Here is a 22,799-nt window from a genome sequence, read left to right on the forward strand (position 1 = left end):
CACAAAAATCACAAAAAAGATCAAAAAATAAATGAATTCAATAACATAGAAGGAGGTGAAGTTGGCACATCAATGCAAAACAGACCAAAACATGCTGCACAGCGGCAAGAGACACAGCCGGCTGCATGGTTATCCACAAGATTACCCCCAGACTCGGGATATAGAACGCCGAGTCGGAAGGTAAAGAGCCCCCGAGTCGGGGATGATCCGCGACTCGGGGGCTCTTTCAATCACTGTGAACGAGAGGGGTTACTCGCCAGATCAGGCTGCGACTCGCGCTTTCCGCCGCTTTGGCAACCGTAGGGCAAAGAGGAACAGAATCGCCGCCAGATAGATCAGGGGCTCCAACTGCCAGCCTTTCACCAGCCAGACATAATGGATGCCGCCGAGCAAAACCGCCGGGTAGGTCAGCTTGTGCAATTTGCGCCAGCCTGCCCCAAGCGCCCGAACCGATCTGTTGTTTGAAGTCACAGCCAGCGGCAGCAACAGGGCAAAGCCCGCCATGCCAATGGTGATATAGGGGCGTTTGACAATGTCGGCCCAGACCGCCCCCAGTGTCTGCACATCCAGCACGGCCCAGACCAGAAGATGCGCCAGCACATAGAAGAAGGACAGGAGGCCTATCGCCCGGCGGAACTTCAGCAGGTTGAGACCCAGATGACGGCGGGCGGGGGTGATCGCCAAGCCAAGGATCAGCAGCTGCAGCGCCAGTTCGCCATATTCATGTTCCAGCGCTTTCACCGGATCAGCGCCCAGCGCCCCAGTGATGCCCTGCCAGAACAGAAGGGGCATCGGCAGGAAACCGATCAGGTAAACCACCCAGGTGGGCAGCTTGCGCGCCTGCCGATTGATGAGATCTACCATCACTCCCCCTTAGAAGTATTTCGAGAGGTCCATGCCTTTATACAGGCTGGCCACCTCACTCTCATAGCCATTGAACTTGAGGGTCGGGATTCGCTTGGCAAACAGACCGCCACCAATGCGCCGCTCCGAGGCCTGCGACCAGCGTGGGTGGTCCACCTCTGGGTTCACATTACTATAGAAGCCATACTCGCGCCCATTGGCCCGGTTCCAACTGGTCGGTGGTTCTTTGTCGGTCAGGGTAATCCGCACCACTGATTTGATCGACTTGAAGCCATATTTCCACGGCACCACCAAACGCAGCGGCGCGCCGTTCTGGTTAGGGATGTCTTTGCCATAGATACCCGTGGCCATAATGGTCAGCGGATGCATCGCCTCATCCAGGCGCAGCCCCTCCACATAGGGCCATTTCAACACGCGGGTTTTCTGGCCCGGCATTTCGTCAGGACGATAGAGCGTTTCAAAAGCCACATATTTGGCCCGTGACTGAACGCCCGCCATATTCAACAGATCGGCCAGTTCAAACCCGTTCCACGGCACCACCATCGACCAGGCCTCAACACAGCGGAAACGGTAGAGCCGTTCCTCAATGGTCATATTGGCCATGATGTCTTCGAACTGATAATCGCCGGGTTTATCGACCATGCCATCGATCTTGACTGTCCAGGGGCTGGTGGTCAGGGCGCTGGCATATTTCGCCGGATCATCCTTGCCGGTGCCGAATTCATAGAAGTTGTTGTAGCTAGTGATCTCTTCAAAGGTGTTGGCTTTCAGCGCCTCGGCCCGCGCGGCGGTGGGCAGACCCGCAACGCCAGCCAGCCCGACACCGGCCATGCCCGCCAGCAGACTACGCCGCGACAGATATGCGCCCTCAGGGGTCACGTCATTTTCACTCAGGTCGTTTTTCCAGCGTCCGGCCATAGGAAGTCCTTTCTATTCGTTGCAGGAAACCTAAGCCTTGCGGCCAGCGACACCAAACCACATCCTCTCACATTGGCGTGGCGGCATTGAAACATTCGAACATATAGAAGATCGCTAATATGTCTTGACCTATGTCAGTGTGAATGGTCTCAAAGGCGTTAACCTCAGCCTGCCGGGGTGAACCGGCTGCACGACGCCACAGGAGGAGAGCGCCCCAATGAGAAACATCCTGAACCGTAAATTCACCCTATCCCTTGCCGCCGTTTGCCTCAGCGCAACAACAGCCCTTGCGGGGGAAATGATCAGCTACACCACCAATCAAGACATCGACGATGTGATCTTTGGTCTGGAAAACGCGATCCTAGACGAAGGTCTGGTGATCGACAGCACCAGCCATGTAGGCGATATGCTGGAACGCACCCGCGCTGATGTCGGCTCAGACGTCATCCTGTTTGACAAGGCTGAGGTCTACAGCTTCTGTTCAGCTAAACTGTCCCGCAAGGTGATGGAGGCCGATCCGATGAATATCGTCTTCTGCCCCTATGACATCTTTGTCGCCACATTGGCTGGCAAAGAAGATGAAACCATCATCGGCTACCGCAGCTTCCCCGATGGCCCGATGAAAGAGGTTGAGGTGCTGCTGGACAGTATCGTGCAGTCCGCCATTGGCGAATGATCGGCGCGATCTGTAGCGCGGCATATATATAAAGTGTGAAACGCCCGGGCAGTGGACTGCACCGGGCGTTCTTATATCAGAGGTGATGTTTGGATTGCCTCAGGTGCCGGACAGCAGTTCCGCCACCTCAACCGCATAGCGATCCGTCATACCGGACACGAAATCGGTCATCGCATGCAGCGCCTCATAGTTGCTGCGCACATCGCGCAGGTCCAAGGCCACCGCGCGCACCAGCTGGCGTTCATAATCCGGCAGTTGGCTTTCATCCCAACCGGCGCGTTCCAGTGCTTCGAACACCGGCAGGATCCCATCCAGAACAACGCGGATCACATTGCGGCCGCGCACCTCCAGTTTGGTTTTGCGGGGGGCGGTGAACAGCTGCTGTTTTGCGGCGGATTTGATCTGGGCAAATTCCGGACCCAAACGCGAATCTGCGATCAGCTCGCCCGAATACCGCCCGGCCATGATGTCATCATAGTTATGCTGGAACGCTTCAACACAGGCGTCAATCGCCTTACCGATGGCGCGGGCGCGCAGGTAGCAAACCTTTTCATAGTCGCTATAGCTGGACTGATCCCGTGCGTTTTCATCTTTGATCAGGTCCTCCAGCAGGGTGGCGACCCTTTCAAACGGCAGATCGCCAGCGGAAAACCCGTCTTCAAGATCGACAATATTGTAGCAAATGTCATCCGCCGCCTCGACCAAGAAGACCAGCGGGTGACGCCGCCACCAACGCTGACCACCCTCCCCCTGCTCTTCTTTCAGGCCCAGCGCTGCTGCGACCTCCGAAAAAAGCGGTGCCTCAGCCTCAAACACACCAAATTTCTTGGCCCCCACATAGGCCTCATCCGTCAGAGAGGCCTGAACCGCCGCCGTCATCGGGTATTTGGTGAAGGCGCCCAATACCGCATTTGACAAGCGCATGCCGCCATCGCCGCGATACATCTCCAACCGGGTCAGGATGCGAAAGCCCTGCGCGTTGCCTTCGAACTTGATGAACTCTTCCCAGCGGGCGCTGTCGATGCCTTTAAACACGCTGCGCGGCTCTTCGAACTTTTCAGCAAACCAGCGCCCGATGGAGGCTTCGCCGGAATGGCCAAACGGCGGGTTGCCGATATCATGCGCCAAAGCCGCCGCATGTACGGTGCCGGCCACTTTATAGGCCTCACCCTGTGCGATGTGGCCTTCGGTTTCCAGCCAATGGCCAACCAGCATGCCCAGGTTGCGGCCCACGCTGGCCACCTCCTGCGAATGGATCATGCGATGGCGCAGATGATCGATATCATAAAGCGGATGCACCTGCGTCTTGTTGGCCAAACGCCGGTAGGGCGCGGAGAAGATGATGCGATCAGCATCCTGCACGTGGTTGGGGCGATCCGGCCGTTCCGCACCGCCGCTGCCATTATACCGCGCCGTGTTCAGCAGCTGTTGCCAGTTCATCGCTCATCCTCGTTCTTCATTATAAATGGGCCCGCCCCATAGGGCAGGCCCGTCATCTTTTACGCAAGCAATGGATGCTAGTGAACCACCGCGTCATCCGGGCGCGGTTTGTTGCTGGCGCTGACCCGATCACCGATAATCAGACCCTCAGTTCCAGCGCCGACTGTGACCGTGTCACCGTCTTTGACATCGCCACCCAACAGCATCTCCGCCAGTGGGTTTTGCAGCGCCCGTTGGATCACGCGCTTCAGGGGCCGCGCACCAAACACCGGATCATAGCCAGCATCCGCCAGCCAGGTCTGCGCGGCACTGTCCAGATCCAGCGTAATCTTGCGGGCCGCCAGCCGTTTGGCCAGACGGCGCAGCTGGATATCGACGATCCCGTCCATGTCCTGACGTCCCAGACGGTCAAAGATGATGGTTTCATCCAGGCGGTTCAGGAACTCAGGCCGGAAATGGGCCCGCACAGCATCCATCACATCGCGCTTGGCATCTGCAGCATCCGCCCCATCGGGCAGCTGACTGAGCGCCTGCGCCCCAAGGTTTGAGGTCAGGATGATCAGCGTCTGCTTGAAGTCCACGGTGCGACCCTGACCATCGGTCAGCACACCGTCATCCAGCACCTGCAGCAGCACGTTGAAGACATCCGGGTGGGCCTTTTCGACCTCATCAAACAGAACCACCTGATAGGGACGGCGACGCACCGCTTCGGTCAGCACGCCCCCTTCATCATAACCCACATAGCCCGGAGGGGCACCGATCAGACGGGCCACCGCGTGTTTCTCCATGAACTCAGACATATCGATGCGCACCATGGCGCTGTCATCGTCAAACAGGAACTCAGCCACGGCTTTGGTCAGCTCGGTTTTACCAACACCGGTCGGGCCAAGGAACAGGAATGAACCAAGCGGCCGGTTCTCATCGTTAAGGCCCGCACGTGCACGACGTACCGCATTGGCGACAGCGGTGACCGCCGCGTCTTGTCCGATTACACGGGCATGGAGGTCCTCCTCCATCCGCAGCAGCTTCTCACGTTCACCTTCCAGCATCTTGGCCGTCGGGATGCCTGTCCAGCGCTCAACGACCGAGGCGATCTGTTCCGGGCGGACGGTCTCTTCGACCATCATACCCGAGCCTTCTTGTGCCTCAGCATCTGCCAGTTTCTTTTCGAGATCCGGAATGATGCCGTAAGACAGCTCCCCTGCGCGGGCCAGATTGCCCTCACGTTTGGCGATCTCCAGCTGTGCACGGGCCTGATCCAGCAGTTCCTTCACCTCTCGGGCCGATTCCAGCTTGTCCCGGCCCGCCTGCCAGGTGGCGGTCAGTTCGGCGCTGCGTTCTTGCAGCTCAGCCAGGGTTTTCTCACGGGTTTCCAGACGGTCCTTTGAGGCAACGTCATCTTCCAGCTTCAGCGCCTCCACCTCGATCTGCATCTGCAGGATCTGACGATCCAGCTGATCCAGCTCTTCGGGCTTGCTGTCGACCTCCATGCGCAGACGGCTAGAGGCCTCATCGACAAGATCGATCGCCTTATCCGGCAGGAAACGGTCGGTGATATAGCGGTGTGACAGGGTTGCCGCTGCCACCAGCGCCGAATCCGAGACCCGCACGCCGTGATGGACCTCATATTTCTCTTTGATGCCGCGCAGGATCGAGATGGTGTCTTCCACCGTCGGCTCCTCCACCATCACTGGCTGGAACCGGCGGGCAAGGGCCGCATCTTTTTCGACGTATTTGCGGTATTCATCCAGCGTGGTCGCGCCAACGCAGTGCAACTCACCGCGCGCCAAAGCAGGCTTGATCAGGTTCGCCGCATCCATTGCGCCATCGGATTTGCCCGCCCCCACAAGGGTGTGCATTTCATCAATGAAAAGGATGATTTCTCCTGCAGCTTCAGTCACTTCGGTCAGAACGGCCTTCAGGCGTTCCTCAAACTCACCACGGTATTTCGCCCCGGCGATCAGCGCGCCCATATCAAGGGCCATCAGCTTCTTGTCGCGCAGGGATTCCGGCACATCGCCATTGATGATGCGCAGCGCCAGCCCTTCGGCGATGGCGGTTTTACCCACACCAGGCTCGCCGATCAGAACCGGGTTGTTTTTGGTCCGGCGTGACAGCACCTGCATCGAGCGGCGGATCTCTTCGTCGCGGCCGATAATCGGGTCAATCTTGCCTTGCTCAGCACGTTCGGTCAGGTCCTGGGCGTATTTCTTCAGTGCGTCATAGCCTTCTTCGGCGGATGCGCTGTCAGCCGTGCGCCCTTTGCGAATATCATTGATCGCGCTGTTGAGCGTCTGCGGCGACACGGCACCGGCAGTCAGGGCATCCTTGGCTTTGGATTTCACCAAAGCCAGCGCCATCAACAGCCGTTCGACCGGCACAAAACTGTCACCCGCCTTTTTAGCGATGCTCTCAGCCTCAGCCAGCACTTTGCCGGTGGCATTGTCCATGTAAATCTGGCCTGCATCGCCTGAGATCGTCGGCTGTTTCGCAACCGCGGCGTCCACGGCTTCGATCACCCGTTCAGGTGCGCCGCCGGCGCGGCGGATCAGGTTGGCGGCAAGCCCCTGATCATCGTCCATCAAGGCTTTCAACAGATGTTCGGGCACCAGACGCTGGTGGTTTTCCCGCATCGCAATTGTCTGCGCAGCCTGAATAAAGCCACGCGCACGTTCCGTGAACTTGTTCAAGTCCATCGTTCTCTCCTTTTTGCAAGCGCCCGGTCAGGTGTGGCGCCCGCTTTGCGGCACGCCCCGGTATCGGGCCTCAATCTCAAGGTGGGGGGAGTCCCTAATGCGTTCAAGACCCATACTTCAGAAGGTCTCAAATTTCTGCAATTGCTGCCGTATTTTCAACGCAAGAGGTTCTTAACACACGTGAGGTAGGCTGCCCCAAACCCCGCCAAGAACCGCAAACGGTAGCCATGTAAAACAGTGAGGCGAAAATGCATATTACTCAGATTGAGGTTTCTGACCTGAACACCGCCAAGGGCGAGGCACGCGGTTTTGTGTCCTTTCATTGCGATCAGGGCAACGTTCAGATGCATTGTTCCATCCCCAAGGAGGGGCTGAAAAACCCGCGCCTGGCGCTGATTTCTGAGGCACTGCGCCAATTGGCCCGCATGCCTGAGTATCGCACCGGTCGTCGCACCTTCTCCTTTGACACCAGCATTCGTGACGCGGATCCGATGCTGGCCTAAGGCCAACAGAATTCCTCTGGTGAATTTCCCAACAAAGGAAGGGCGCGCGGCGGCCTTCCTTACCTTGACCAAACCGGTCTATCCCGGCAAAAGGGCGCAGTTTTACCTGCCGTAGGAGCGCCCAAATGTCCGACGATCGCCTCATTGTAGCCCTTGATGTTCCCAACGCCCTGGCGGGCTTGAACCTGGCCGAACAGCTGGGGGATGCCGTATCGTTCTACAAAATCGGTCTGGGCATGCTGACCGGCGGCGGTCTGGCGCTGGCCAATGAGCTGAAGCAGGATCACGGCAAGAAGATCTTCCTCGACATGAAACTGTTCGATATCGGCGCCACCGTGGAAAACGCGGTGCGCGGTCTGGCGCAGTTTGATCTGGATTTCCTGACCGTGCATGGCGACCCCTATGTGGTCAAAGCCGCCAAAGAAGGTGCCGCGGGCAAGGATATGAAGATCCTCGCCGTCACCATCCTGACCTCACTGGACCGCGCGGATCTGGACGGCGCGCTGATCAAACCTGGTGACATCCGCGATCTGGTGCAGGAACGGGCAGCCAAAGCCTTTGAAGCGTGCGCAGACGGCATCATCGCCTCCCCGCAGGAGGCCGCATTGATCCGCGCCCTGCCTGAGGCCGAAGGTCGCCTGATCGTGACCCCCGGTGTCCGCCCGACGGGCGCAGCCCTTGGCGATCAGAAACGCGTCGCTACCCCGGCGCAGGCTGTCAAAGACGGCGTCGACCACATCGTTGTTGGCCGCCCGGTCTGGCAGGCCGAAAACCCGCGCGCCGCAGCCGAGGCCATTCTGGCCGAAATGGCCGCGGTCTAAACGCCGCGCTCTTTCAGATACATCGCCAGCCGTTCCGCAAAATGCGGGATGGCTTTGGGGTGGGTGATATACTCCTCTGGCGCCATCAGCGCCCAGCCCTGCCCCTCATCCCCCAACACAATCTCCTTGCCCCGCTCCTCGGGCAGATGTGCAGCAAAGAACCATTCCGGCACACCTGTCGACGATGGAAATTGCCGCGACCACTCCAAGGCGCTGAGCCGCACCTCCAGCCCCAGCTCCTCGACGGTTTCGCGCAGAACGCAGGCCTCGGGGGTTTCGCCCGGTTCCGCCTCGCCGCCCGGAAAATCCCAGTAATCGGGCCAGGGAATGTCTGGTTTGTCATCCCGCAGCAACACCGCCAGACGCTCCCCAATAAAGAGGAACAGCTTGGTACCCCTGAACGCAGGCTGCGCGTCCGTCTTGGTTTCTGTCTTGGTTTCTGACTTCTCCACCGTCATTGCCTTTCCTCGCCCGGCAGCATCGCTTATGTTCACCACCTGTTCACGCCAAACACCTAGGCACCATGCCCGCGCTCTGTAAATCCTGTCTGACCCAGTTCGACCCGCCCAAATCCGGCGGAATCCTGCGCTGCCCCAGTTGCGGGTTGCCGCGCGTGGTGGCCCATGACGAACTGTTTGACCTGTCGATCGCTCATATGGATTGCGATGCCTTCTACGCCTCGGTTGAAAAGCGCGACAATCCGGAGCTGGCCGACAAGCCCGTGATCATTGGCGGTGGCAGGCGGGGGGTGGTGTCCACCGCCTGTTACGTGGCCCGTATTCGCGGTGTGCGTTCTGCGATGCCGATGTTCCAAGCCCTAAAGCTGTGCCCCGATGCCGTCGTGATCAAGCCCCGGATGCAGGTTTATGTGGAGGTTTCCCGTCAAATTCGCACGATGATGGAGGAGCTGACCCCCGCCATCCAACCGCTGTCCCTGGACGAAGCCTTCATGGACCTCAGCGGCACCGCCCGGCTGCACGGCGCCCCGCCTGCGGTGATGCTGGCGCGTCTGGTCAAGCGGATGCAGGAGGAGCTGGGTGTCACCGGCTCCATCGGGCTGAGCCACAACAAGTTTCTGGCCAAAGTGGCCTCGGACCTGGAAAAGCCACGCGGGTTTTCGGTGATCGGCAAGGCTGAAACCGCCGATTTCCTGCATGATAAACCCGTGCGCATGATCTGGGGGGTTGGTGCGGCGACGCAGGGCGCCTTGGACCGGGCCGGTATTCGCACCTTTACCGACCTGCTGCGCTGGGACCGTGACGATCTGTTCAAACGCTTCGGCCAGATGGGTGATCGCCTGTATCATCTGGCGCGGGGGCAAGACCGGCGGTCGGTGAACGCGCGTGAGCCGATCAAATCGATTTCGAATGAGACCACCTTTTTCGAAGACACCTCAAACCGGGACATTCTGGATGGCCACATCTGGCGCCTGTCCGAGAAAGTGGCAGACCGCGCCAAGGCGCGCGATCTGGCCGGTCGTGTGGTCACCTTGAAACTGAAGACCGATGATTTCAAAACCATCAGCCGCCGCCACACCCTGCGGGATGCCACCCAATTGGCGGATGTCCTTTATCATGAGGCGCGCGCGCTGTTTGATGCAGTGCCGGGGCCGGGCCCCTACCGGTTGATCGGTGTTGGTCTGTCCAATCTGGTGCCCGAGTCGCAGGCGGGGCTGGCGGGCGATCTGCTGGATCCGGAGGCCGCAACCCGCAGCAAGGCGGAACGCGCCACCGATGCAATCCGCGAACGCTTTGGCAAAGACGCCATCAAAAAGGGCCGCGCCCTGCGGTGATCCCCTATTTCAAAGTTCCAGTTGAACGCTCTTGCGGTCAGCCTTAATCATGGATAAATTTTATCCACGAATCATCCGCAAGGATCTGGCCACAAGCGCTGCACCAGAAAGGGACCGCCATGAAGCTAAGTGATGGGGTAGAAACCGCGATCCACTGCACCGCAGCCGTTGCCGGCCTGCCGCAGGGGGCCGTGATGGCAGCGGCCGATCTGGCTGAGTTTCACGGTGTGTCCGCCAGCTACCTGCTGAAACACCTGAAAGCGCTGGTGAAAGCCGACCTGTTGGTTTCGGTGCCCGGCCCAACAGGCGGCTACCGGTTGGCCCGCCCGGCCAATGAGATCACGCTGCTGGATGTTGTTCTGGCGGTTGAGGGGCCGGAGCCCGCGTTTCGCTGCAAGGAAATCCGCCGCAACGGCCCCTGTGCGCCCGGCCCCTCGGCCTTTCCGCGGCCCTGCAACATCAACCGCGCCATGTTGAAGGCTGAACAGGCCTATCGCGCCGCCCTGTCGCAAACCACCATCGCCGATCTCAACTCGGAATTTCTGGCTACCAGCGACCCACGGGTCGTGGAGCGGGCCGACAACTATTTCACGGCGCAGATGCGCCCACAGAAGACCTAGCACCAAACGGAAAAGGAGATTTCCATGCAACCGCGTCTAAATCACTGGGCTGCGGCCCCTGACCTTATGCAAGCTTTCCTGGCTCTGAACACCGCAATTGAATCCGCTGGTTTGGAAAAGAGCCTGATGCATCTGGTGAAACTACGTGCCTCACAGATCAATGGCTGCGCCTTCTGCGTTGACATGCATACCCGTGAGGCCCGCAAAGACGGCGAAAGCGAACAGCGCCTTTACCTGACCTCTGCCTGGCATGACAGTTTTCTCTACTCAGACCGGGAACGGCTGGCCCTTGGCTGGACCGAAGCTTTGACCCGCCTTGGGGCCGAGACCCCGGATGACGCAAGCTATGAGGCGATGAAAGCCCTGTTCAGCGAACAGGAGCTGATCCAGCTGACTGCGGTGATCACCATGATCAACACGTGGAACCGCCTGTCGATTGCATTCCGCGCGGTTCACGCCGGCGCGGATGCTGCAGCGGCCTAACCCAAGCCCCGGATCACTCCGCCGCCAGTCGTTGTTCCCCCCGCATGCCGATCTCGGCGATACGGGCAATGACACCGCGCAGCAGGCTGCGGAAGGCATTGAAGTCCGCATTGGGCTTAATCAGCCGCTCGTTCATATAGAGCGAGCGGTCGATCTCAATCTGGACCGCATGCTGGCGACGTGAGGGCCGGCCGTAATGCGACGTGGTATAGGCACCGGCAAAGGGGCTGTTGCGCGCCACCTTCAGGCCAGCATCCAGAAATGCGGTTTCGATCTGGTCCACGATCTCACCATCCGCCGCAGCCCCGAACCGGTCGCCCAGCACGATCTCAGGCCGTGGTTTACCGGCGCGCACCACGCCATCCACCGCCTCATGCGGCATGGAGTGGCAATCTATCAGAATCGCCTCACCAAAGCGGGCGTGCGATTCGTCCAAAAGCTTCTGAAGCGCAGTGTGGTATGGCCGGTAATAGTCCGAGATTCGCGCCTGCGCCTCAGCCAGACTCATTTTGCCGCTGTAAATGATCCGACCGTTGGCGACCACACGCGGGATGATTCCCAAGCCGGAGGCAATTCGCGGGTTATGCCCGCCGCCCCGCACCCCTTCGATCAGGGCCGGATCCAACTCTTCGGCGCTGCGGTTCATATCAATAAAGGCACGCGGCGCACCGGCCTTCAGGAAAGGGGCACCAAAACGGGTTGAACTGTCAAAGAGCCTGTCTACAAAGGCATCTTCCGAACTGCGGATGGTATGTTGATCCAGAATCGTGCGAGAGAGGAAGCTGTGCGGATAGTCCCGGCCGGAATGGGGGGAGGCAAAAACAACACTTGTCACGCGTTTGTCTGGATGGACAATCTCATAGGCAGCTCGGGGGGCAGATCGGGGCACTGGCGTCTCCTTGTTCGAGAAATATCATAGCCGGAAAAATCTTCTGCTCGAAAGCCCTTGAAACCCCCAACGACTCCTTTTATAGAACCGCAACCGGCGCGGAATTCCGCGCCCCTTTCATTGAGAGGGGACGGCCTGCACGGTTTAGATATGGGCGGTTAGCTCAGCGGTAGAGCACTTCGTTGACATCGAAGGGGTCACAAGTTCGATCCTTGTACCGCCCACCATTTACTTCGCTCCTTATGGGGCGACCCGCAACCCAGGCGCAAGACGCGCCGCGAAGAAGGAGAAGACCCATGAAGGTCAAGAACTCGCTCCGCTCGCTGAAGCAGCGTCATCGCGACTGCCGTATCGTGCGCCGTAAGGGCCGCGTCTACGTCATCAACAAGACGCAGCGTCGCTTCAAAGCTCGTCAGGGCTAAACTGACGCGCTCCTGTGAGCATGAAAAAGACCGCTTCGAGTTTTCGAAGCGGTCTTTTCTTTTGTCCTGAGCCACCAGCCGCAGCTAGCGCAGGCTGGCGGCGGTCAGACGCGCCATTGTATCACGGCTGACATAGCCGGTGCGGGGCAGTTTGGCGCTGCGCTGAAACGCCTTGATGGCGCGGCGGCTGCGCTGGTCAAAACGGCCATCCACCGGCCCGGGATTATGCCCCACCTTTTCCAGCGCCCGCTCAATCAGCAAACGCGCCACAGGGTTTGAGGCAACCACCCGTTCCTCAGCCTTGTCCTTGGCAACCTGGGTGTCGGTGGCCGTCTGTCCTGTGCCTGTGTTCTGCAGGATATCAATGCGTGAGCGGGCCTGCTCAGCCAGCGGCCCATTGGGATAGCGGCGCAGGAAGTCCTGATAGGCCACTACGGTGTCCAGCTGCTGCGCCTCGCGAAAGGCGACCTCAGCCTCTTCGGCAAGGATCACCGCCAGCTGGTCGCGGGCATCTTCGGAAAACACGCCGTTGGGATATCGCTCCAGATAGGCCTCAAGATCCTCTTTCACCCCGGTAATGCCGGTGCGCTGCCAATAGGCGCGATCCTCTGCCTCAACCTCTTTGCGGCGGGCATCAGCATCGCGCACCAGACGGGTGACCATGGCACGGGTCAGATAGCCTGTGTCGCGAAACCCACGGCTGCGCTGAAAGGCACGGATCGCACCACGGGTGCCCGGCCCGAAGACACCATCGACGCCACGAGTGTCAAACCCCAGCAGCGTCAGATCACGCTGTACGGACCGACGGTCATTGCGGCTGAGGTTCAGCGCTTTTTCCTCGGCGGCGGCCTGTTGCTGCGGGGTGTCTTGCGCACCCTGCAACAACCGCTGAGCCTCGGTCACAAACAGACCATTGGGAAACCGTCTGAGGTAGGCCTGATAGCCGGCGGCGGTGTTGATATCGCGCACCGCACTCCAGTAGGCCCTGTCACTGTTGTCGACTGGATCCGGCTCAGAGGCGCTGAAGCCTGCATTGCGCGGCAGGTAGCCCCTAAGGTTCACACCATGCGGGGCCCGCGCGGCAGCATCGGCCAAAGGCTCCGCCCCCTGCAGCACCTCCCGCAGGGCCGCCTGCACATCCGCGCCATACCCTGACATCAGGGTCACCCCCTGCCCCGGCTGATGCCCCCCAGGCCAACTCGCAGGCCCTGACCGGGTGCTTTGCGGCTGCGCCATGCCGGTGCAACCGCCATCAAGCTTTGCCCGGGATAGTCCGCCAAGAGATCATCCAGAACGGCAAGCGACAGACCCTGCTGTGCGGCAGTCAGGTCTGAAACCTCGCCCGCCTCACGTCCCAGAAACCAGCTGTCCCCCTCGCCTGCAAAAACCCGCCCTGACAGGACGATCAGGGCGCGCTCCAGCTCCGCATCGTCGGCCAGGGCGTCACGGAACTCAGCCGCGCGGTCAGCCATCACACGGGCCACCAGATTGTCACCGCCGATCACCTGAAACCCGGCATCGCGCAATTGTCGGCTGATCTGGTCAAACCGCAGCGCCGCTGTTTCCTGACCATCGGCATAGACCCGGTTGGTCAACACCAGGGCGATATCCGCAGCCCACAAAGGCCCGGCCGCCCCGGCCGCGGCTACTAAGGCAGTGATCATGGTGCGCAGGATCTTCATCTCAGACCTCCCATCGTTTGCCCCAGCCTAACCCGGTGGCCAAAACAAGCGTATGGTTTTTACCAAGTGCCTCTGATTTCGGCCAAATCCCGCAGGCCAGAGGTCACGACAAAAGAAAAGGCCGGGACATGCCCGGCCTCAGATCAGTTCTGACAGGGGAAAACACCCTCACTCGTAAACGCGTTGATCGTCGATAACCTTGCCATCATTGGGCAGGCTGCCCTTGGCAACCACTTCAATCTTGCCCTTCAGCTTCAGCGTATCGACCACAGTCTGCATATAGTGGTCGGCGCTGCCGCCTTCGGCTTCGATCTGGACGGTCATCACATCCATTTCGCCTTCGCGCCCGGCAATCACGCGGGCCTTGGCGATTTCATCATGTTTGGCCACCAATGCGGCAACCTGCTCGGGCCGGACGAACATGCCTTTGATCTTGGTGGTCTGGTCCGCACGGCCCATCCAGCCCTTGATCCGCATGTTGGAGCGGCCGCAGGGGCTCTCGCCTTCCAGAACCGCGGACATGTCACCCGTGGCAAATCGGATCAGCGGATAGTCGGGGTTGAGGGTGGTCACAACAACCTCGCCCACTTCACCCGGGGCAACGGGATCACCGGTGCCGGGGCGGACGATTTCAACAATCACGTTCTCATCCACGATCATGCCGTCCATCGCCTCAGATTCATAGGCGATGTTACCCAGATCCGCGGTGGCATAGCACTGCAGGCAGGAAATCCCGCGATCCGCATATTCCTGACGCAGCGAGGGGAACAGCGCACCGCCACCAACGGCGGCTTTGGTGATGTTCAGCTTCAGGCCCATGGTGTCGGCCTTATCAAGGATCACCTTCAGGTAATCCGGTGTCCCGGCATAGGCGGTGACGCCTACGTCATGGGCCGCACGGGCCTGCAATTCGGTTTGGCCGGTGCCGGCAGGCAGCACCGCCGCGCCAACAGCACGCGCGCCGCTTTCAAAGATCATGCCCGCAGGCGTCAGGTGATAACCAAAACAGTTCTGCACGATGTCGCCCTGACCAATGCCACAGGCATTCAGGAAGCGGCCCATGCGCCACCAGTCATGTTCGCCGCCACCCGGTTCATAGATCGGGCCGGGCGACTGAAAGATATGGGTGAAGCCGCTGGGGGCACGGGTGGTCAGGCCACCAAACGGGCAGGAGGTGCTTTGCGCCTCAACCAGAGCGGACTTGCGCAAGACCGGCAGGCTCGCCAGATCCGCAACCGAGGTCACCACCGCCGCATCAACAGCGCTGAGGCTGCCCCCATAACCCGGCAAAGCCTGCGCACGGGCCACCTGCTGAGGCAGCGCGCTGGCATAGGCCTCTTCGCGGGCCTCCGGCTTACGGGTTTCAAGTTCGTCAAAGAAACGGCTCATATCTGGTTACTCCGGGTCGGGTGCCTGCACCCTATTTGGGGACTATTTGGGGGAGTTTGGGGAACCGGGCAGCTGCAGCCGCCCGGCAGGAGTGCTATTAGCTCAGCCAACGCTTCCGGCGGCGGTAGGAACGCACATCACGGAAGCTCTTGCGGCCTTCGTCGGACATGCCGAGGTAGAACTCCTTGACGTCCGGGTTTTCGCGCAGATCTGCGGCAGGGCCATCCATCACAACACGGCCCGATTCCAGGATGTAGCCGTAATGGGCAAACCGCAGGGCCACGTTGGTGTTCTGTTCCGCCAGCAGGAAAGTTGCGCCTTCTTTTTCGTTAAGGTTCTTCACGATGTTGAAGATCTCTTCCACCAGCTGCGGCGCCAGACCCATCGAGGGTTCATCCAGCAGGATGGTCTCAGGGCGGCTCATGATGGCGCGGCCAATGGCCACCATCTGCTGCTCACCACCCGAGGTGTAGCCGGCCTGGCTTTTGCGGCGTTCTTTCAGGCGGGGGAAATAGTTGTAGACCATCTCAAGATCGGCATCGACTGCACCTTTGCCGTCTTTGCGGGTATAGGCGCCGGTCATCAGGTTTTCTTCGACGGTCAGGTGTTCAAAGCAGTGACGGCCTTCCATCACCTGAATAACACCTTTGTCCACCAGCGCTGCCGGGCTAAGGTCCGCCACGCCTTCACCGCGATAGGTGATGGTGCCTTTGGTCACCTCGCCGCGTTCGGAATGCAGCAGGTTGGAAATCGCTTTCAGTGTGGTGGTCTTGCCCGCCCCGTTGCCACCCAGAAGCGCGGTGATACCGCCTTTGGGCACCTTCAGGGACACGCCCTTAAGCACCAGGATCACGTGGTTATAGATCACCTCGATGTTGTTGACCTCTAGAAGGGTCTCTTGGGGGCGTCCTGCGTCCAGCATCTCGTGTCTACTTTCCGATTAACTCTTGTTCAGGGGTCCGGCCGCACCCGCAGATGCAGCCGGACAGGGAGGAGCGCTTAGTTGCAGCGCGCTTCGATGTTGTTTTCGGCGGCGTAGGCTTCGGAATCTTCCTTAACCAGCGCGTCGATCACGTCTTTGTCCGACGGTTCAAAGCCCGAGATCAGGCTCCATTCACCGGCCGAGGCATCCCACTGCTGTACCGCGCCGAGGCCCGGACCACCGTGGTTTTCACAGGTCACAGTGAAGTCAGGGCCGAAGCCTGCCAGACCGTGCTTGTCCATCAGCTCCTGAGTGACCTCGAGGGCTTCCATGCCCTTGATCATGTCACCCTGAGAAATGTCGGACTTGCCGGCAATTTCCTGAGCTTTCTCAGCGGCCATATGCGCCAGATAGGCAGCGTAGAGACCACGGTTGTAGAGAACGGTGCCAACCTGATCGCCAGCGCCGGCCGCTTTGCCTGCGTCGACAACATATTTCTGAATGTCGTCAAACACCGGGAAGTCGGACCCAACGTTGTGGAAGGTTACAGCCTTGTAGCCGTTCGCCGCGTCGCCAGCCGGCTTCACGTCGTTTTCCGAACCCGACCACCAAACGCCGATGAAGTTTTCCATCGGGAAGCGGATGTTCACAGCTTCCTGGATCGCGACCTGGTTCATAACGCCCCAGCCCCACATGATCACATAGTCAGGACGCTCACGGCGGATCTGCAGCCACTGCGATTTCTGTTCCTGACCGGGGTGGTCAACGGCCAGCAGGCTCAGGTCGAAACCGTGCTTGCCCGACAGCTCTTCCAGGGTACGGATCGGTTCCTTACCGTAGGCCGAGTTGTGATAGACCAGCGCCACTTTCTTGCCGCTCAGGTCACCACCGTTGACGTCCAGCAGGTGGTTGATCGCAACCGAGGCACCATCCCAGTAGTTGATCGGGTAGTTGAACACGTTCGAGAAGATCGAACCGTTCTTCGCCGAGGTCCGGCCGTAACCCATGGTGTGCATGGCGATGCCGTCTGCGGTCACTTTGGGGATCAGCTGGTAGGTGATACCGGTCGACAGCGGCTGATACACTAGGGTGCCTTCGCCTTTGGTCGACTCGTAGCATTCCACACCTTTTTCGGTGTTATAGCCGGTCTCACATTCCAGGAAGTTGATCTTTTCACCGCCGATACCGCCGTCACGCTCGTTCAGCAGGGTGAAATAGTCGGCGTAGCCATCTGCGAACGGGATGCCGTTTGCAGCATAGGGGCCGGTCCGGTAGCTGAGCGAGGTAAAGGTCAGGTCCGCAATTGCGGGGCTGGCCGCCACCATTGCAGCAACGGCTGCGGTGATCAGTTTGGTCTTCATCGGTAACACTCCTCCCTTGGTTTAGTCCGATGTTCGTCGGTCGCCAGACACTCCTCTCATCTGGCGGTGGATGTGGCCCCGCGCTTAGTGCGGGAAGGGCCACAGCCGTAGTTTTTCCTTGGCCACGCGCCACAACTGGGCAAGGCCATGGGGTTCCGCGATCAGGAAGATGATAATCAGAGCCCCCACGATCATGAATTCGAGATGCGCCGCCAGATCGGTCGGCCAGCCCAGCATGCCCACCAGCACGTTCTTCAGCAGTACCGGAAGCAAGACCAGGAAGGCCGCGCCAGCGAAGGAGCCAAAGATCGAGCCCAGACCACCAATGATGATCATGAACAGAACCAGGAACGATTTATTGATGCCGAAAACCTCACCCACTTCAACCGCGCCCAGATAGACCGAGAAGAACAGGGCGCCAGAGACACCGATGAAGAACGAGCTGACAGCAAAGGCCGACAGTTTCGATTTCAGCGGGTCCACACCGATGATTTCGGCGGCGATGTCCATGTCACGAATGGCCATCCACTTACGGCCCGTGGTGCCGCGTGTCAGGTTCCGTGCGATGAGCGCACAGATCGTCACAAAGATCAGGCAGAACAGATAGGTGGCCCATGCAGCGGTGTTCGGGCCTGTCACGGCAATGCCGAACACCGTCCGCTCGGGCGCCGAGATCTGACCAGAAGCCGAGTAGTTATAGAACCACGGCACCTTGTTGAACAGCCACACCAGGAAGAACTGCGCCGCCAGTGTTGCCACGGCAAGGTAGAACCCTTTGATCCGCAGCGACGGCAGGCCAAACGCAACCCCCACCAAAGAGGTGACACCACCTGCCAGCAGGATATGGATGAAGATGCTGACCTCGGGGAAGGCTGTCATAAGCTTGTAGACCGCATAAGCGCCCACTGCCATGAAGCCCCCGGTGCCCAGCGACACCTGACCACAATAGCCCACCAGGATGTTCAGGCCGATCGCCGCGATCGAGTAGATCAGGAACGGCATGAAGACGGCGTTCACCCAGTAGTCATTGATGACAAAGGGAACGATCAGGAAGGCAAAGAACAGGACAGCGTAGTACCGGTACCGATCAAATTTGATCGGGAAGGTCTGGTTGTCATCGGCATAGGTGGTCTTAAAGTCACCCGCTTCACGATAAAACATGGTCCTTTACCCTTCCTGAGGCGCGTGGCGGAAATTCAGCGCGGTATTGTTGATGGTTTGTCCTTTGGACAGGGCCAGATAGGCCCCAATCCCGGTCAAGAAGCCCAGTCCAGCCAGGCTGGTGGCGGTCAGGATCTGCTGATCTGTCAGGTTAGTCGCCGTCAAGGCGATGTAACCGAAGGACCAGAACCCCGACCAGGACACCACAGTTATGATGGCGATCAGCTTCTGCATCAGACCCTCTCGATGATCTTTTCGCCGAAGAGGCCCTGCGGACGGAACACCAGGAAGACCAGCGCCAGCACATAGGCGAACCAGTTCTCGGTTGCGCCGCCGACCATCGGGCCGACGATGAACTCAAACATCTTTTCACCCACACCGATGATCAGACCGCCGACAATCGCCCCGGGGATCGAGGTGAAGCCACCCAGCATCAGAACCGGCAGTGCCTTCAGCGCGATCAGCGACAGTGAGAACTGCACGCCCGATTTGGCGCCCCACATGATACCGGCAACCAGCGCGACAAAGCCCGCAAGCGACCAGACCATCACCCAGATGAAGTTCAGCGAGATACCGACAGACAGCGCGGCCTGGTGGTCATCTGCCACCGCACGCATCGCACGGCCCTGTTTGGTGTACTGGCTGAACAGCACCAGCGCGGCCACCAGAACAACGGCGATGCCGGTTGCGATAATGTCCAACTGATCCAGGAAGAAGCCGTAGAACCGTTCGTTGCCGAAGCCCAGCCACTGGGTGTTTTCTTCGATCCAGAAGCTACCGCCCTGCGGCAGACCAACGTCCAGCTTCTTAATGTCCGAGCCCCACATGATATCGCCGAGGCCTTCCATGAAGTAGGCCAGACCAATAGTGGCCATGAACAGGATGATCGGTTCCTGCCCCACCAGATGGCGGAACACGTAACGCTGCACACACCAGGCCAAGGCAACCATCACAGCCATCGTGATGATGATGCCGAAGAAGGCGTTCACATGCCAGCCGAAGTGATGCACCTCAGTGCCAAGGATGGCGTTGATCAGATGCGCGAAGGGGATCTGCCCCTCCATGATGCCCACCAGCGTCAGCGCCGCAAACAGGGCCATAACACCCTGCGCGTAGTTGAAGATGCCGGACGCCTTGTAGATCAAGACGAAGCCCAGCGCGACGAGAGCATAGAGAACGCCTGCCATCAGGCCGTTCAGGAAAACCTCTGCCCCAAAGAGTAGCTGTTCAGGCATCGTTACGCCCCCTTAAACAGTTGAATACGTTGTGCGGTACGATCAGTCATGGCTCACCCCCAGATAGGCGTCGATCACGTCCTGATTGTTGCGCACTTCGTCCGGGGTGCCGTCCCCAATCTTTTTGCCGTAATCCATCACGACCACGCGGTCGCTGAGGTCCATCACAACGCCCATATCGTGTTCGATCAGGGCGATGGTGGTGCCGAATTCGTCGTTCACGTCGAGGATGAAGCGGCTCATGTCCTCTTTCTCTTCGACGTTCATGCCCGCCATCGGTTCGTCCAGCAGCAACAGATGCGGCTCAACGGCCAGCGCACGGGCCAGTTCCACACGTTTCTTCAGACCATAAGGCAGACGGCCCACCGGGGTTTTCCGGATCGACTGGATTTCCAGGAAGTCGATGATCTTCTCAACAACTTCGCGGTTCTCCACCTCTTCCTTCTCGGCCTTACCTTTCCAGATCGCTTGCTGGAACATGTTGGTCTTCATGTGGTTGAGGCGACCAGTCATCACGTTGTCCAGCACGGACATGCCTTCAAACAGCGCGATGTTCTGGAAAGTCCGGGCGATGCCCTGCTGGGCCACCTGGTAAGGTTTCATCTGCGGGCGTTTTGCGCCCTTGTACCAAACCTCACCTTCCTGCGGTACGTAGAAGCCCGAGATCACGTTCAGCATCGAGGATTTACCAGCGCCGTTCGGGCCGATGATGGCGCGGATCTCGCCTTCCTTGATGTCAAAGCTGATGTCGGTGATTGCCTTCACCCCGCCAAAGCGCAGCGTGATGTTTTTCATCTCCATCAAGGTGCCGCCGATTTTGCGGCCGTCCTCGGTGATGTAGCCTTCTGTCATCTGATCGCTCATTCTGCTGCCACCTTCCCGCTGGTCACGGCAACCACAGGGGCGTCAATCAACGTCAGGTTGGCGCTGATCGACCCTTTGCGGCCGTCTTCATAGGTCACTTCGGTGGTGGTGTAGATCTCATCCTTGCCGCCATAGAGCGCGTCGATCAGATCCGAGAATTTGTCCTCAACAATCCGACGGCGCACCTTACGGGTCCGGGTCATTTCGCCATCGTCAGCGTCCAGTTCTTTGTGCAGAACCAGGAAGCGGTGGATCTGACAGCCCGAAAGCATCTCATCCTGCGCGACCGATTTGTTGACCTCCTCGACGTGCGATTTGATGGTTTCCAGAACCTGCGGATGCCCCGCCAGTTCCTGATAGGAGGAATAGGCGATGTTGTTGCGTTCGGCCCAGTTGCCAACAGCGGTCAGGTCGATGTTCACAAAGGCCATACATTTGTCACGGCCATTGCCAAACAGCACTGCTTCCAGCACGTTGGGGAAGAACTTCAGCTTGTTCTCAACGTATTTCGGCGCAAACAGGCTGCCATCGGCCATTTTACCAACGTCCTTGGCGCGGTCGATGATACGCAGATGACCGGTGTCTTTCTCGATGAAACCCGCATCACCAGTGGCCACCCAGCCTTCGGCGTCTTTGGTGCCTTTGGTGCTTTCTTCGTTCTTGTAATAATACTCGAACACACCGGGGCTGCGGTAGTGAACCTCACCATTGTCATCGATCTTCAACTCAACACCCGGCGACGGCACACCAACGGTGTCCGAACGCACCTGACCATCGGGCTGCGCGGTGATGAACACCGTTGCCTCAGTCTGGCCGTAAAGCTGTTTCAGGTTGATGCCCAGCGAACGGTAAAACGCAAAGATTTCCGGACCGATCGCTTCACCGGCGGTGTAACCCACCCGCACACGGCTGAAGCCAAGGGTGTTTTTCAGCGGGCCGTAAACCATCAGGTTGCCCAGCGCGTATTTCATCCGGTCGCCAAACCCAACAGGGTTGCCATCCAGAATGTCGCCGCCCACTTTCTTGGCGTGCTCCATGAAGTAATGGAACATCTTGCGCTTCATCGGACTGGCGTCTTCCATCCGGATCATCACGCTGGTCAGCTGAGTTTCAAACACACGTGGCGGCGCGAAGTAGTAGGTCGGACCAATTTCACGCAGGTCGACGTTCAGCGTCTCGGCGCTTTCAGGGCAGTTCACGCAGAAACCACACCAGTAGGCCTGACCAACCGAGAAGATGAAATCACCCACCCATGCCATCGGCAGGTAGGCCAGAATTTCTTCGTCCGGGCGCAGATTGTCGAACTCGGAGGAGTTCTTGGCGCTTTCGATCACGTTGCGGTTCGACAGAACCACACCTTTGGGTTTGCCAGTGGTGCCCGAGGTATAAAGCATCACACAGGTGGAGCTGTAATCCAGCTTGGAACGACGACGCTCCAGCTCGGGGGTCAGCTCATCACGGGCGGCAAAGCCCTGTTCCTGAATGTGGCTGAATTCATGCAGCTGAGTATGATCGTATTTCCGCATACCGCGCGGATCGAGATAGATCATATGCTCAAACTGATGCAGGTCTTCTTGGATATCGATGACCTTATCGACCTGTTCCTGATCTTCTGCGATCACAAAGCGCGCGCCGCAGTGATCCAGCACATAGGCCATCTCTTCTGCTGCCGCATCCTGGTAAAGCGGAACCGGAATTGCGCCAACGGATTGGGCGGCAACCATCGACCAGTACATGTAGGGACGGTTGCGGCCAATGATGGCGATGAAATCGCCTTCTTTGACGCCGAGGTTCAACAGGCCACGGGCCAGGTTATTGATCTGATGTTCGGTCTCACGCCAGGTCCAGCTCTGCCAGATCCCGAATTCCTTCTCCCGATAGGCGGGGCGATCCGCCATCTCGGTGGCGTTGCGGTGCAACAGCGCCGGAATGGACTGAAGTCCACCCGCCGCCTGTGACGACTGTGCCAATTCTGTTCCTCCCAAATGCTCGGTCTTCATCGAGCGCACGGCCTCCACAGCCGCGATTCTCCCTTTCTCAAGGGTGCGTAATTAGATTACG

At 59.1% G+C, this 22,799-nt stretch carries 23 protein-coding genes and 1 tRNA gene; 8 read left to right on the top strand and 16 right to left on the bottom strand.

What is annotated here, in order from left to right; genetic code table 11:
• Nucleotides 1-261: 261 nt before the first annotated feature.
• On the bottom strand, nucleotides 262-864 hold the full coding sequence (gene msrQ, locus TL5118_RS05345; RefSeq protein ID WP_058242491.1) for a protein-methionine-sulfoxide reductase heme-binding subunit MsrQ: 603 nt from the start codon (nucleotides 862-864) through the stop codon (nucleotides 262-264).
• A 9-nt stretch (nucleotides 865-873) separates the two neighbouring features.
• Nucleotides 874-1,782 (bottom strand): protein-methionine-sulfoxide reductase catalytic subunit MsrP, encoded by a 909-nt coding sequence (gene msrP / locus TL5118_RS05350; RefSeq protein WP_058242490.1) that lies wholly within the window; start codon nucleotides 1,780-1,782, stop codon nucleotides 874-876.
• A 217-nt stretch (nucleotides 1,783-1,999) separates the two neighbouring features.
• On the opposite strand from msrP, the gene TL5118_RS05355 reads away from it, so the two are divergent.
• Nucleotides 2,000-2,458: a DUF302 domain-containing protein gene (locus TL5118_RS05355; protein ID WP_058242489.1), complete on the top strand. Its 459-nt coding sequence runs from the start codon at nucleotides 2,000-2,002 to the stop codon at nucleotides 2,456-2,458.
• A 99-nt stretch (nucleotides 2,459-2,557) separates the two neighbouring features.
• On the opposite strand, the gene dgt is transcribed toward TL5118_RS05355, so the two are convergent.
• Both dgt and clpB read right to left on the bottom strand, forming a co-directional pair.
• Entirely contained in the window at nucleotides 2,558-3,898 is a 1,341-nt protein-coding gene (gene dgt / locus TL5118_RS05360) for a dGTP triphosphohydrolase (RefSeq protein ID WP_058242488.1), read from the bottom strand.
• A 77-nt stretch (nucleotides 3,899-3,975) separates the two neighbouring features.
• Nucleotides 3,976-6,594, bottom strand: coding sequence for an ATP-dependent chaperone ClpB (gene clpB, locus TL5118_RS05365; RefSeq protein WP_058242487.1), 2,619 nt, complete (start codon nucleotides 6,592-6,594; stop codon nucleotides 3,976-3,978).
• Nucleotides 6,595-6,842: 248 nt separating this feature from the next.
• Between clpB and TL5118_RS05370 the strand changes: the two genes are divergently transcribed.
• Together TL5118_RS05370 and pyrF are read left to right on the top strand one after the other, a co-directional pair.
• On the top strand, nucleotides 6,843-7,097 hold the full coding sequence (locus TL5118_RS05370; protein WP_058242486.1) for a hypothetical protein: 255 nt from the start codon (nucleotides 6,843-6,845) through the stop codon (nucleotides 7,095-7,097).
• A 125-nt stretch (nucleotides 7,098-7,222) separates the two neighbouring features.
• Nucleotides 7,223-7,918 (top strand): orotidine-5'-phosphate decarboxylase, encoded by a 696-nt coding sequence (pyrF, locus tag TL5118_RS05375; RefSeq protein ID WP_058242485.1) that lies wholly within the window; start codon nucleotides 7,223-7,225, stop codon nucleotides 7,916-7,918.
• Here the strand turns inward: pyrF and TL5118_RS05380 are convergent.
• A complete protein-coding gene (locus tag TL5118_RS05380) occupies nucleotides 7,915-8,376 on the bottom strand; it encodes an NUDIX hydrolase (protein ID WP_058242484.1) in 462 nt (153 codons plus the stop codon). The genes pyrF and TL5118_RS05380 overlap by 4 nt on opposite strands.
• 65 nt (nucleotides 8,377-8,441) lie before the next feature.
• On the opposite strand from TL5118_RS05380, the gene TL5118_RS05385 reads away from it, so the two are divergent.
• From TL5118_RS05385 to TL5118_RS05395, 3 genes are all read left to right on the top strand, one after another.
• The gene (locus tag TL5118_RS05385; RefSeq protein ID WP_058242483.1) at nucleotides 8,442-9,710 is read left to right on the top strand and encodes a DNA polymerase IV; all 1,269 of its coding nucleotides are present in this window, start codon (nucleotides 8,442-8,444) and stop codon (nucleotides 9,708-9,710) included.
• 119 nt (nucleotides 9,711-9,829) lie between these two features.
• On the top strand, nucleotides 9,830-10,330 hold the full coding sequence (locus TL5118_RS05390; protein ID WP_058242482.1) for an RrF2 family transcriptional regulator: 501 nt from the start codon (nucleotides 9,830-9,832) through the stop codon (nucleotides 10,328-10,330).
• A gap of 24 nt (nucleotides 10,331-10,354) precedes the next feature.
• Nucleotides 10,355-10,813 (top strand): carboxymuconolactone decarboxylase family protein, encoded by a 459-nt coding sequence (locus TL5118_RS05395; protein ID WP_058242481.1) that lies wholly within the window; start codon nucleotides 10,355-10,357, stop codon nucleotides 10,811-10,813.
• A 13-nt stretch (nucleotides 10,814-10,826) separates the two neighbouring features.
• Here TL5118_RS05395 and TL5118_RS05400 read toward each other — a convergent pair whose 3' ends face one another.
• Nucleotides 10,827-11,648 carry an N-formylglutamate amidohydrolase gene (locus tag TL5118_RS05400; protein WP_242601732.1) on the bottom strand — a complete coding sequence of 274 codons (822 nt, stop codon included), beginning with the start codon at nucleotides 11,646-11,648 and terminating at the stop codon, nucleotides 10,827-10,829.
• A gap of 206 nt (nucleotides 11,649-11,854) precedes the next feature.
• Here TL5118_RS05400 and TL5118_RS05405 point away from each other — a divergent pair.
• Both TL5118_RS05405 and ykgO read left to right on the top strand, forming a co-directional pair.
• Nucleotides 11,855-11,929, top strand: a tRNA-Val gene (locus tag TL5118_RS05405).
• Nucleotides 11,930-11,998: 69 nt separating this feature from the next.
• Complete coding sequence (gene ykgO / locus TL5118_RS05410) at nucleotides 11,999-12,124, top strand: type B 50S ribosomal protein L36 (RefSeq protein WP_035255927.1); 126 nt, start codon at nucleotides 11,999-12,001, stop codon at nucleotides 12,122-12,124.
• An 84-nt stretch (nucleotides 12,125-12,208) separates the two neighbouring features.
• On the opposite strand, the gene TL5118_RS05415 is transcribed toward ykgO, so the two are convergent.
• From TL5118_RS05415 to TL5118_RS05460, 10 genes are all read right to left on the bottom strand, one after another.
• Nucleotides 12,209-13,282, bottom strand: a complete 1,074-nt coding sequence (locus TL5118_RS05415; RefSeq protein WP_058242479.1) for a peptidoglycan-binding protein — start codon at nucleotides 13,280-13,282, stop codon at nucleotides 12,209-12,211.
• A 5-nt stretch (nucleotides 13,283-13,287) separates the two neighbouring features.
• Nucleotides 13,288-13,806: a hypothetical protein gene (locus tag TL5118_RS05420; RefSeq protein ID WP_058242478.1), complete on the bottom strand. Its 519-nt coding sequence runs from the start codon at nucleotides 13,804-13,806 to the stop codon at nucleotides 13,288-13,290.
• Between the two features lie 168 nt (nucleotides 13,807-13,974).
• On the bottom strand, nucleotides 13,975-15,195 hold the full coding sequence (locus tag TL5118_RS05425) for a phenylacetate--CoA ligase family protein (protein ID WP_058242477.1): 1,221 nt from the start codon (nucleotides 15,193-15,195) through the stop codon (nucleotides 13,975-13,977).
• 97 nt (nucleotides 15,196-15,292) lie between these two features.
• On the bottom strand, nucleotides 15,293-16,117 hold the full coding sequence (locus TL5118_RS05430) for an ABC transporter ATP-binding protein (protein WP_058242476.1): 825 nt from the start codon (nucleotides 16,115-16,117) through the stop codon (nucleotides 15,293-15,295).
• 77 nt (nucleotides 16,118-16,194) lie between these two features.
• Nucleotides 16,195-17,478 carry an ABC transporter substrate-binding protein gene (locus TL5118_RS05435; RefSeq protein WP_058242475.1) on the bottom strand — a complete coding sequence of 428 codons (1,284 nt, stop codon included), beginning with the start codon at nucleotides 17,476-17,478 and terminating at the stop codon, nucleotides 16,195-16,197.
• An 84-nt stretch (nucleotides 17,479-17,562) separates the two neighbouring features.
• Nucleotides 17,563-18,639 (bottom strand): branched-chain amino acid ABC transporter permease, encoded by a 1,077-nt coding sequence (locus tag TL5118_RS05440; RefSeq protein WP_058242474.1) that lies wholly within the window; start codon nucleotides 18,637-18,639, stop codon nucleotides 17,563-17,565.
• 6 nt (nucleotides 18,640-18,645) lie between these two features.
• Complete coding sequence (locus TL5118_RS05445) at nucleotides 18,646-18,873, bottom strand: hypothetical protein (protein WP_058242473.1); 228 nt, start codon at nucleotides 18,871-18,873, stop codon at nucleotides 18,646-18,648.
• Complete coding sequence (locus TL5118_RS05450) at nucleotides 18,873-19,874, bottom strand: branched-chain amino acid ABC transporter permease (protein WP_058242472.1); 1,002 nt, start codon at nucleotides 19,872-19,874, stop codon at nucleotides 18,873-18,875. Before TL5118_RS05450 ends, TL5118_RS05445 begins: the two co-directional genes overlap by 1 nt.
• Before the next feature lie 42 nt (nucleotides 19,875-19,916).
• Nucleotides 19,917-20,738 (bottom strand): ABC transporter ATP-binding protein, encoded by an 822-nt coding sequence (locus tag TL5118_RS05455; protein WP_058242471.1) that lies wholly within the window; start codon nucleotides 20,736-20,738, stop codon nucleotides 19,917-19,919.
• A complete protein-coding gene (locus TL5118_RS05460) occupies nucleotides 20,735-22,738 on the bottom strand; it encodes an AMP-binding protein (protein WP_082626177.1) in 2,004 nt (667 codons plus the stop codon). Before TL5118_RS05460 ends, TL5118_RS05455 begins: the two co-directional genes overlap by 4 nt.
• Nucleotides 22,739-22,799 lie beyond the last annotated feature (61 nt).

The organism is Thalassovita autumnalis, assembly GCF_001458255.1.
GTDB lineage: Bacteria > Pseudomonadota > Alphaproteobacteria > Rhodobacterales > Rhodobacteraceae > Thalassobius > Thalassobius autumnalis.

Excerpts from the sequence above, each read along its gene's own strand:
- msrQ (WP_058242491.1), bottom strand. The coding sequence starts at position 864 with ATGGTAGATCTCATCAATCGGCAGGCGCGCAAGCTGCCCACCTGGGTG.
- msrP (WP_058242490.1), bottom strand. The coding sequence starts at position 1,782 with ATGGCCGGACGCTGGAAAAACGACCTGAGTGAAAATGACGTGACCCCT.
- TL5118_RS05355 (WP_058242489.1), top strand. The coding sequence starts at position 2,000 with ATGAGAAACATCCTGAACCGTAAATTCACCCTATCCCTTGCCGCCGTT.
- dgt (WP_058242488.1), bottom strand. The coding sequence starts at position 3,898 with ATGAACTGGCAACAGCTGCTGAACACGGCGCGGTATAATGGCAGCGGC.
- clpB (WP_058242487.1), bottom strand. The coding sequence starts at position 6,594 with ATGGACTTGAACAAGTTCACGGAACGTGCGCGTGGCTTTATTCAGGCT.
- TL5118_RS05370 (WP_058242486.1), top strand. The coding sequence starts at position 6,843 with ATGCATATTACTCAGATTGAGGTTTCTGACCTGAACACCGCCAAGGGC.
- pyrF (WP_058242485.1), top strand. The coding sequence starts at position 7,223 with ATGTCCGACGATCGCCTCATTGTAGCCCTTGATGTTCCCAACGCCCTG.
- TL5118_RS05380 (WP_058242484.1), bottom strand. The coding sequence starts at position 8,376 with ATGACGGTGGAGAAGTCAGAAACCAAGACAGAAACCAAGACGGACGCG.
- TL5118_RS05385 (WP_058242483.1), top strand. The coding sequence starts at position 8,442 with ATGCCCGCGCTCTGTAAATCCTGTCTGACCCAGTTCGACCCGCCCAAA.
- TL5118_RS05390 (WP_058242482.1), top strand. The coding sequence starts at position 9,830 with ATGAAGCTAAGTGATGGGGTAGAAACCGCGATCCACTGCACCGCAGCC.
- TL5118_RS05395 (WP_058242481.1), top strand. The coding sequence starts at position 10,355 with ATGCAACCGCGTCTAAATCACTGGGCTGCGGCCCCTGACCTTATGCAA.
- ykgO (WP_035255927.1), top strand. The coding sequence starts at position 11,999 with ATGAAGGTCAAGAACTCGCTCCGCTCGCTGAAGCAGCGTCATCGCGAC.
- TL5118_RS05415 (WP_058242479.1), bottom strand. The coding sequence starts at position 13,282 with ATGTCAGGGTATGGCGCGGATGTGCAGGCGGCCCTGCGGGAGGTGCTG.
- TL5118_RS05420 (WP_058242478.1), bottom strand. The coding sequence starts at position 13,806 with ATGAAGATCCTGCGCACCATGATCACTGCCTTAGTAGCCGCGGCCGGG.
- TL5118_RS05425 (WP_058242477.1), bottom strand. The coding sequence starts at position 15,195 with ATGAGCCGTTTCTTTGACGAACTTGAAACCCGTAAGCCGGAGGCCCGC.
- TL5118_RS05430 (WP_058242476.1), bottom strand. The coding sequence starts at position 16,117 with ATGCTGGACGCAGGACGCCCCCAAGAGACCCTTCTAGAGGTCAACAAC.
- TL5118_RS05435 (WP_058242475.1), bottom strand. The coding sequence starts at position 17,478 with ATGAAGACCAAACTGATCACCGCAGCCGTTGCTGCAATGGTGGCGGCC.
- TL5118_RS05440 (WP_058242474.1), bottom strand. The coding sequence starts at position 18,639 with ATGTTTTATCGTGAAGCGGGTGACTTTAAGACCACCTATGCCGATGAC.
- TL5118_RS05445 (WP_058242473.1), bottom strand. The coding sequence starts at position 18,873 with ATGCAGAAGCTGATCGCCATCATAACTGTGGTGTCCTGGTCGGGGTTC.
- TL5118_RS05450 (WP_058242472.1), bottom strand. The coding sequence starts at position 19,874 with ATGCCTGAACAGCTACTCTTTGGGGCAGAGGTTTTCCTGAACGGCCTG.
- TL5118_RS05455 (WP_058242471.1), bottom strand. The coding sequence starts at position 20,738 with ATGAGCGATCAGATGACAGAAGGCTACATCACCGAGGACGGCCGCAAA.
- TL5118_RS05460 (WP_082626177.1), bottom strand. The coding sequence starts at position 22,738 with ATGAAGACCGAGCATTTGGGAGGAACAGAATTGGCACAGTCGTCACAG.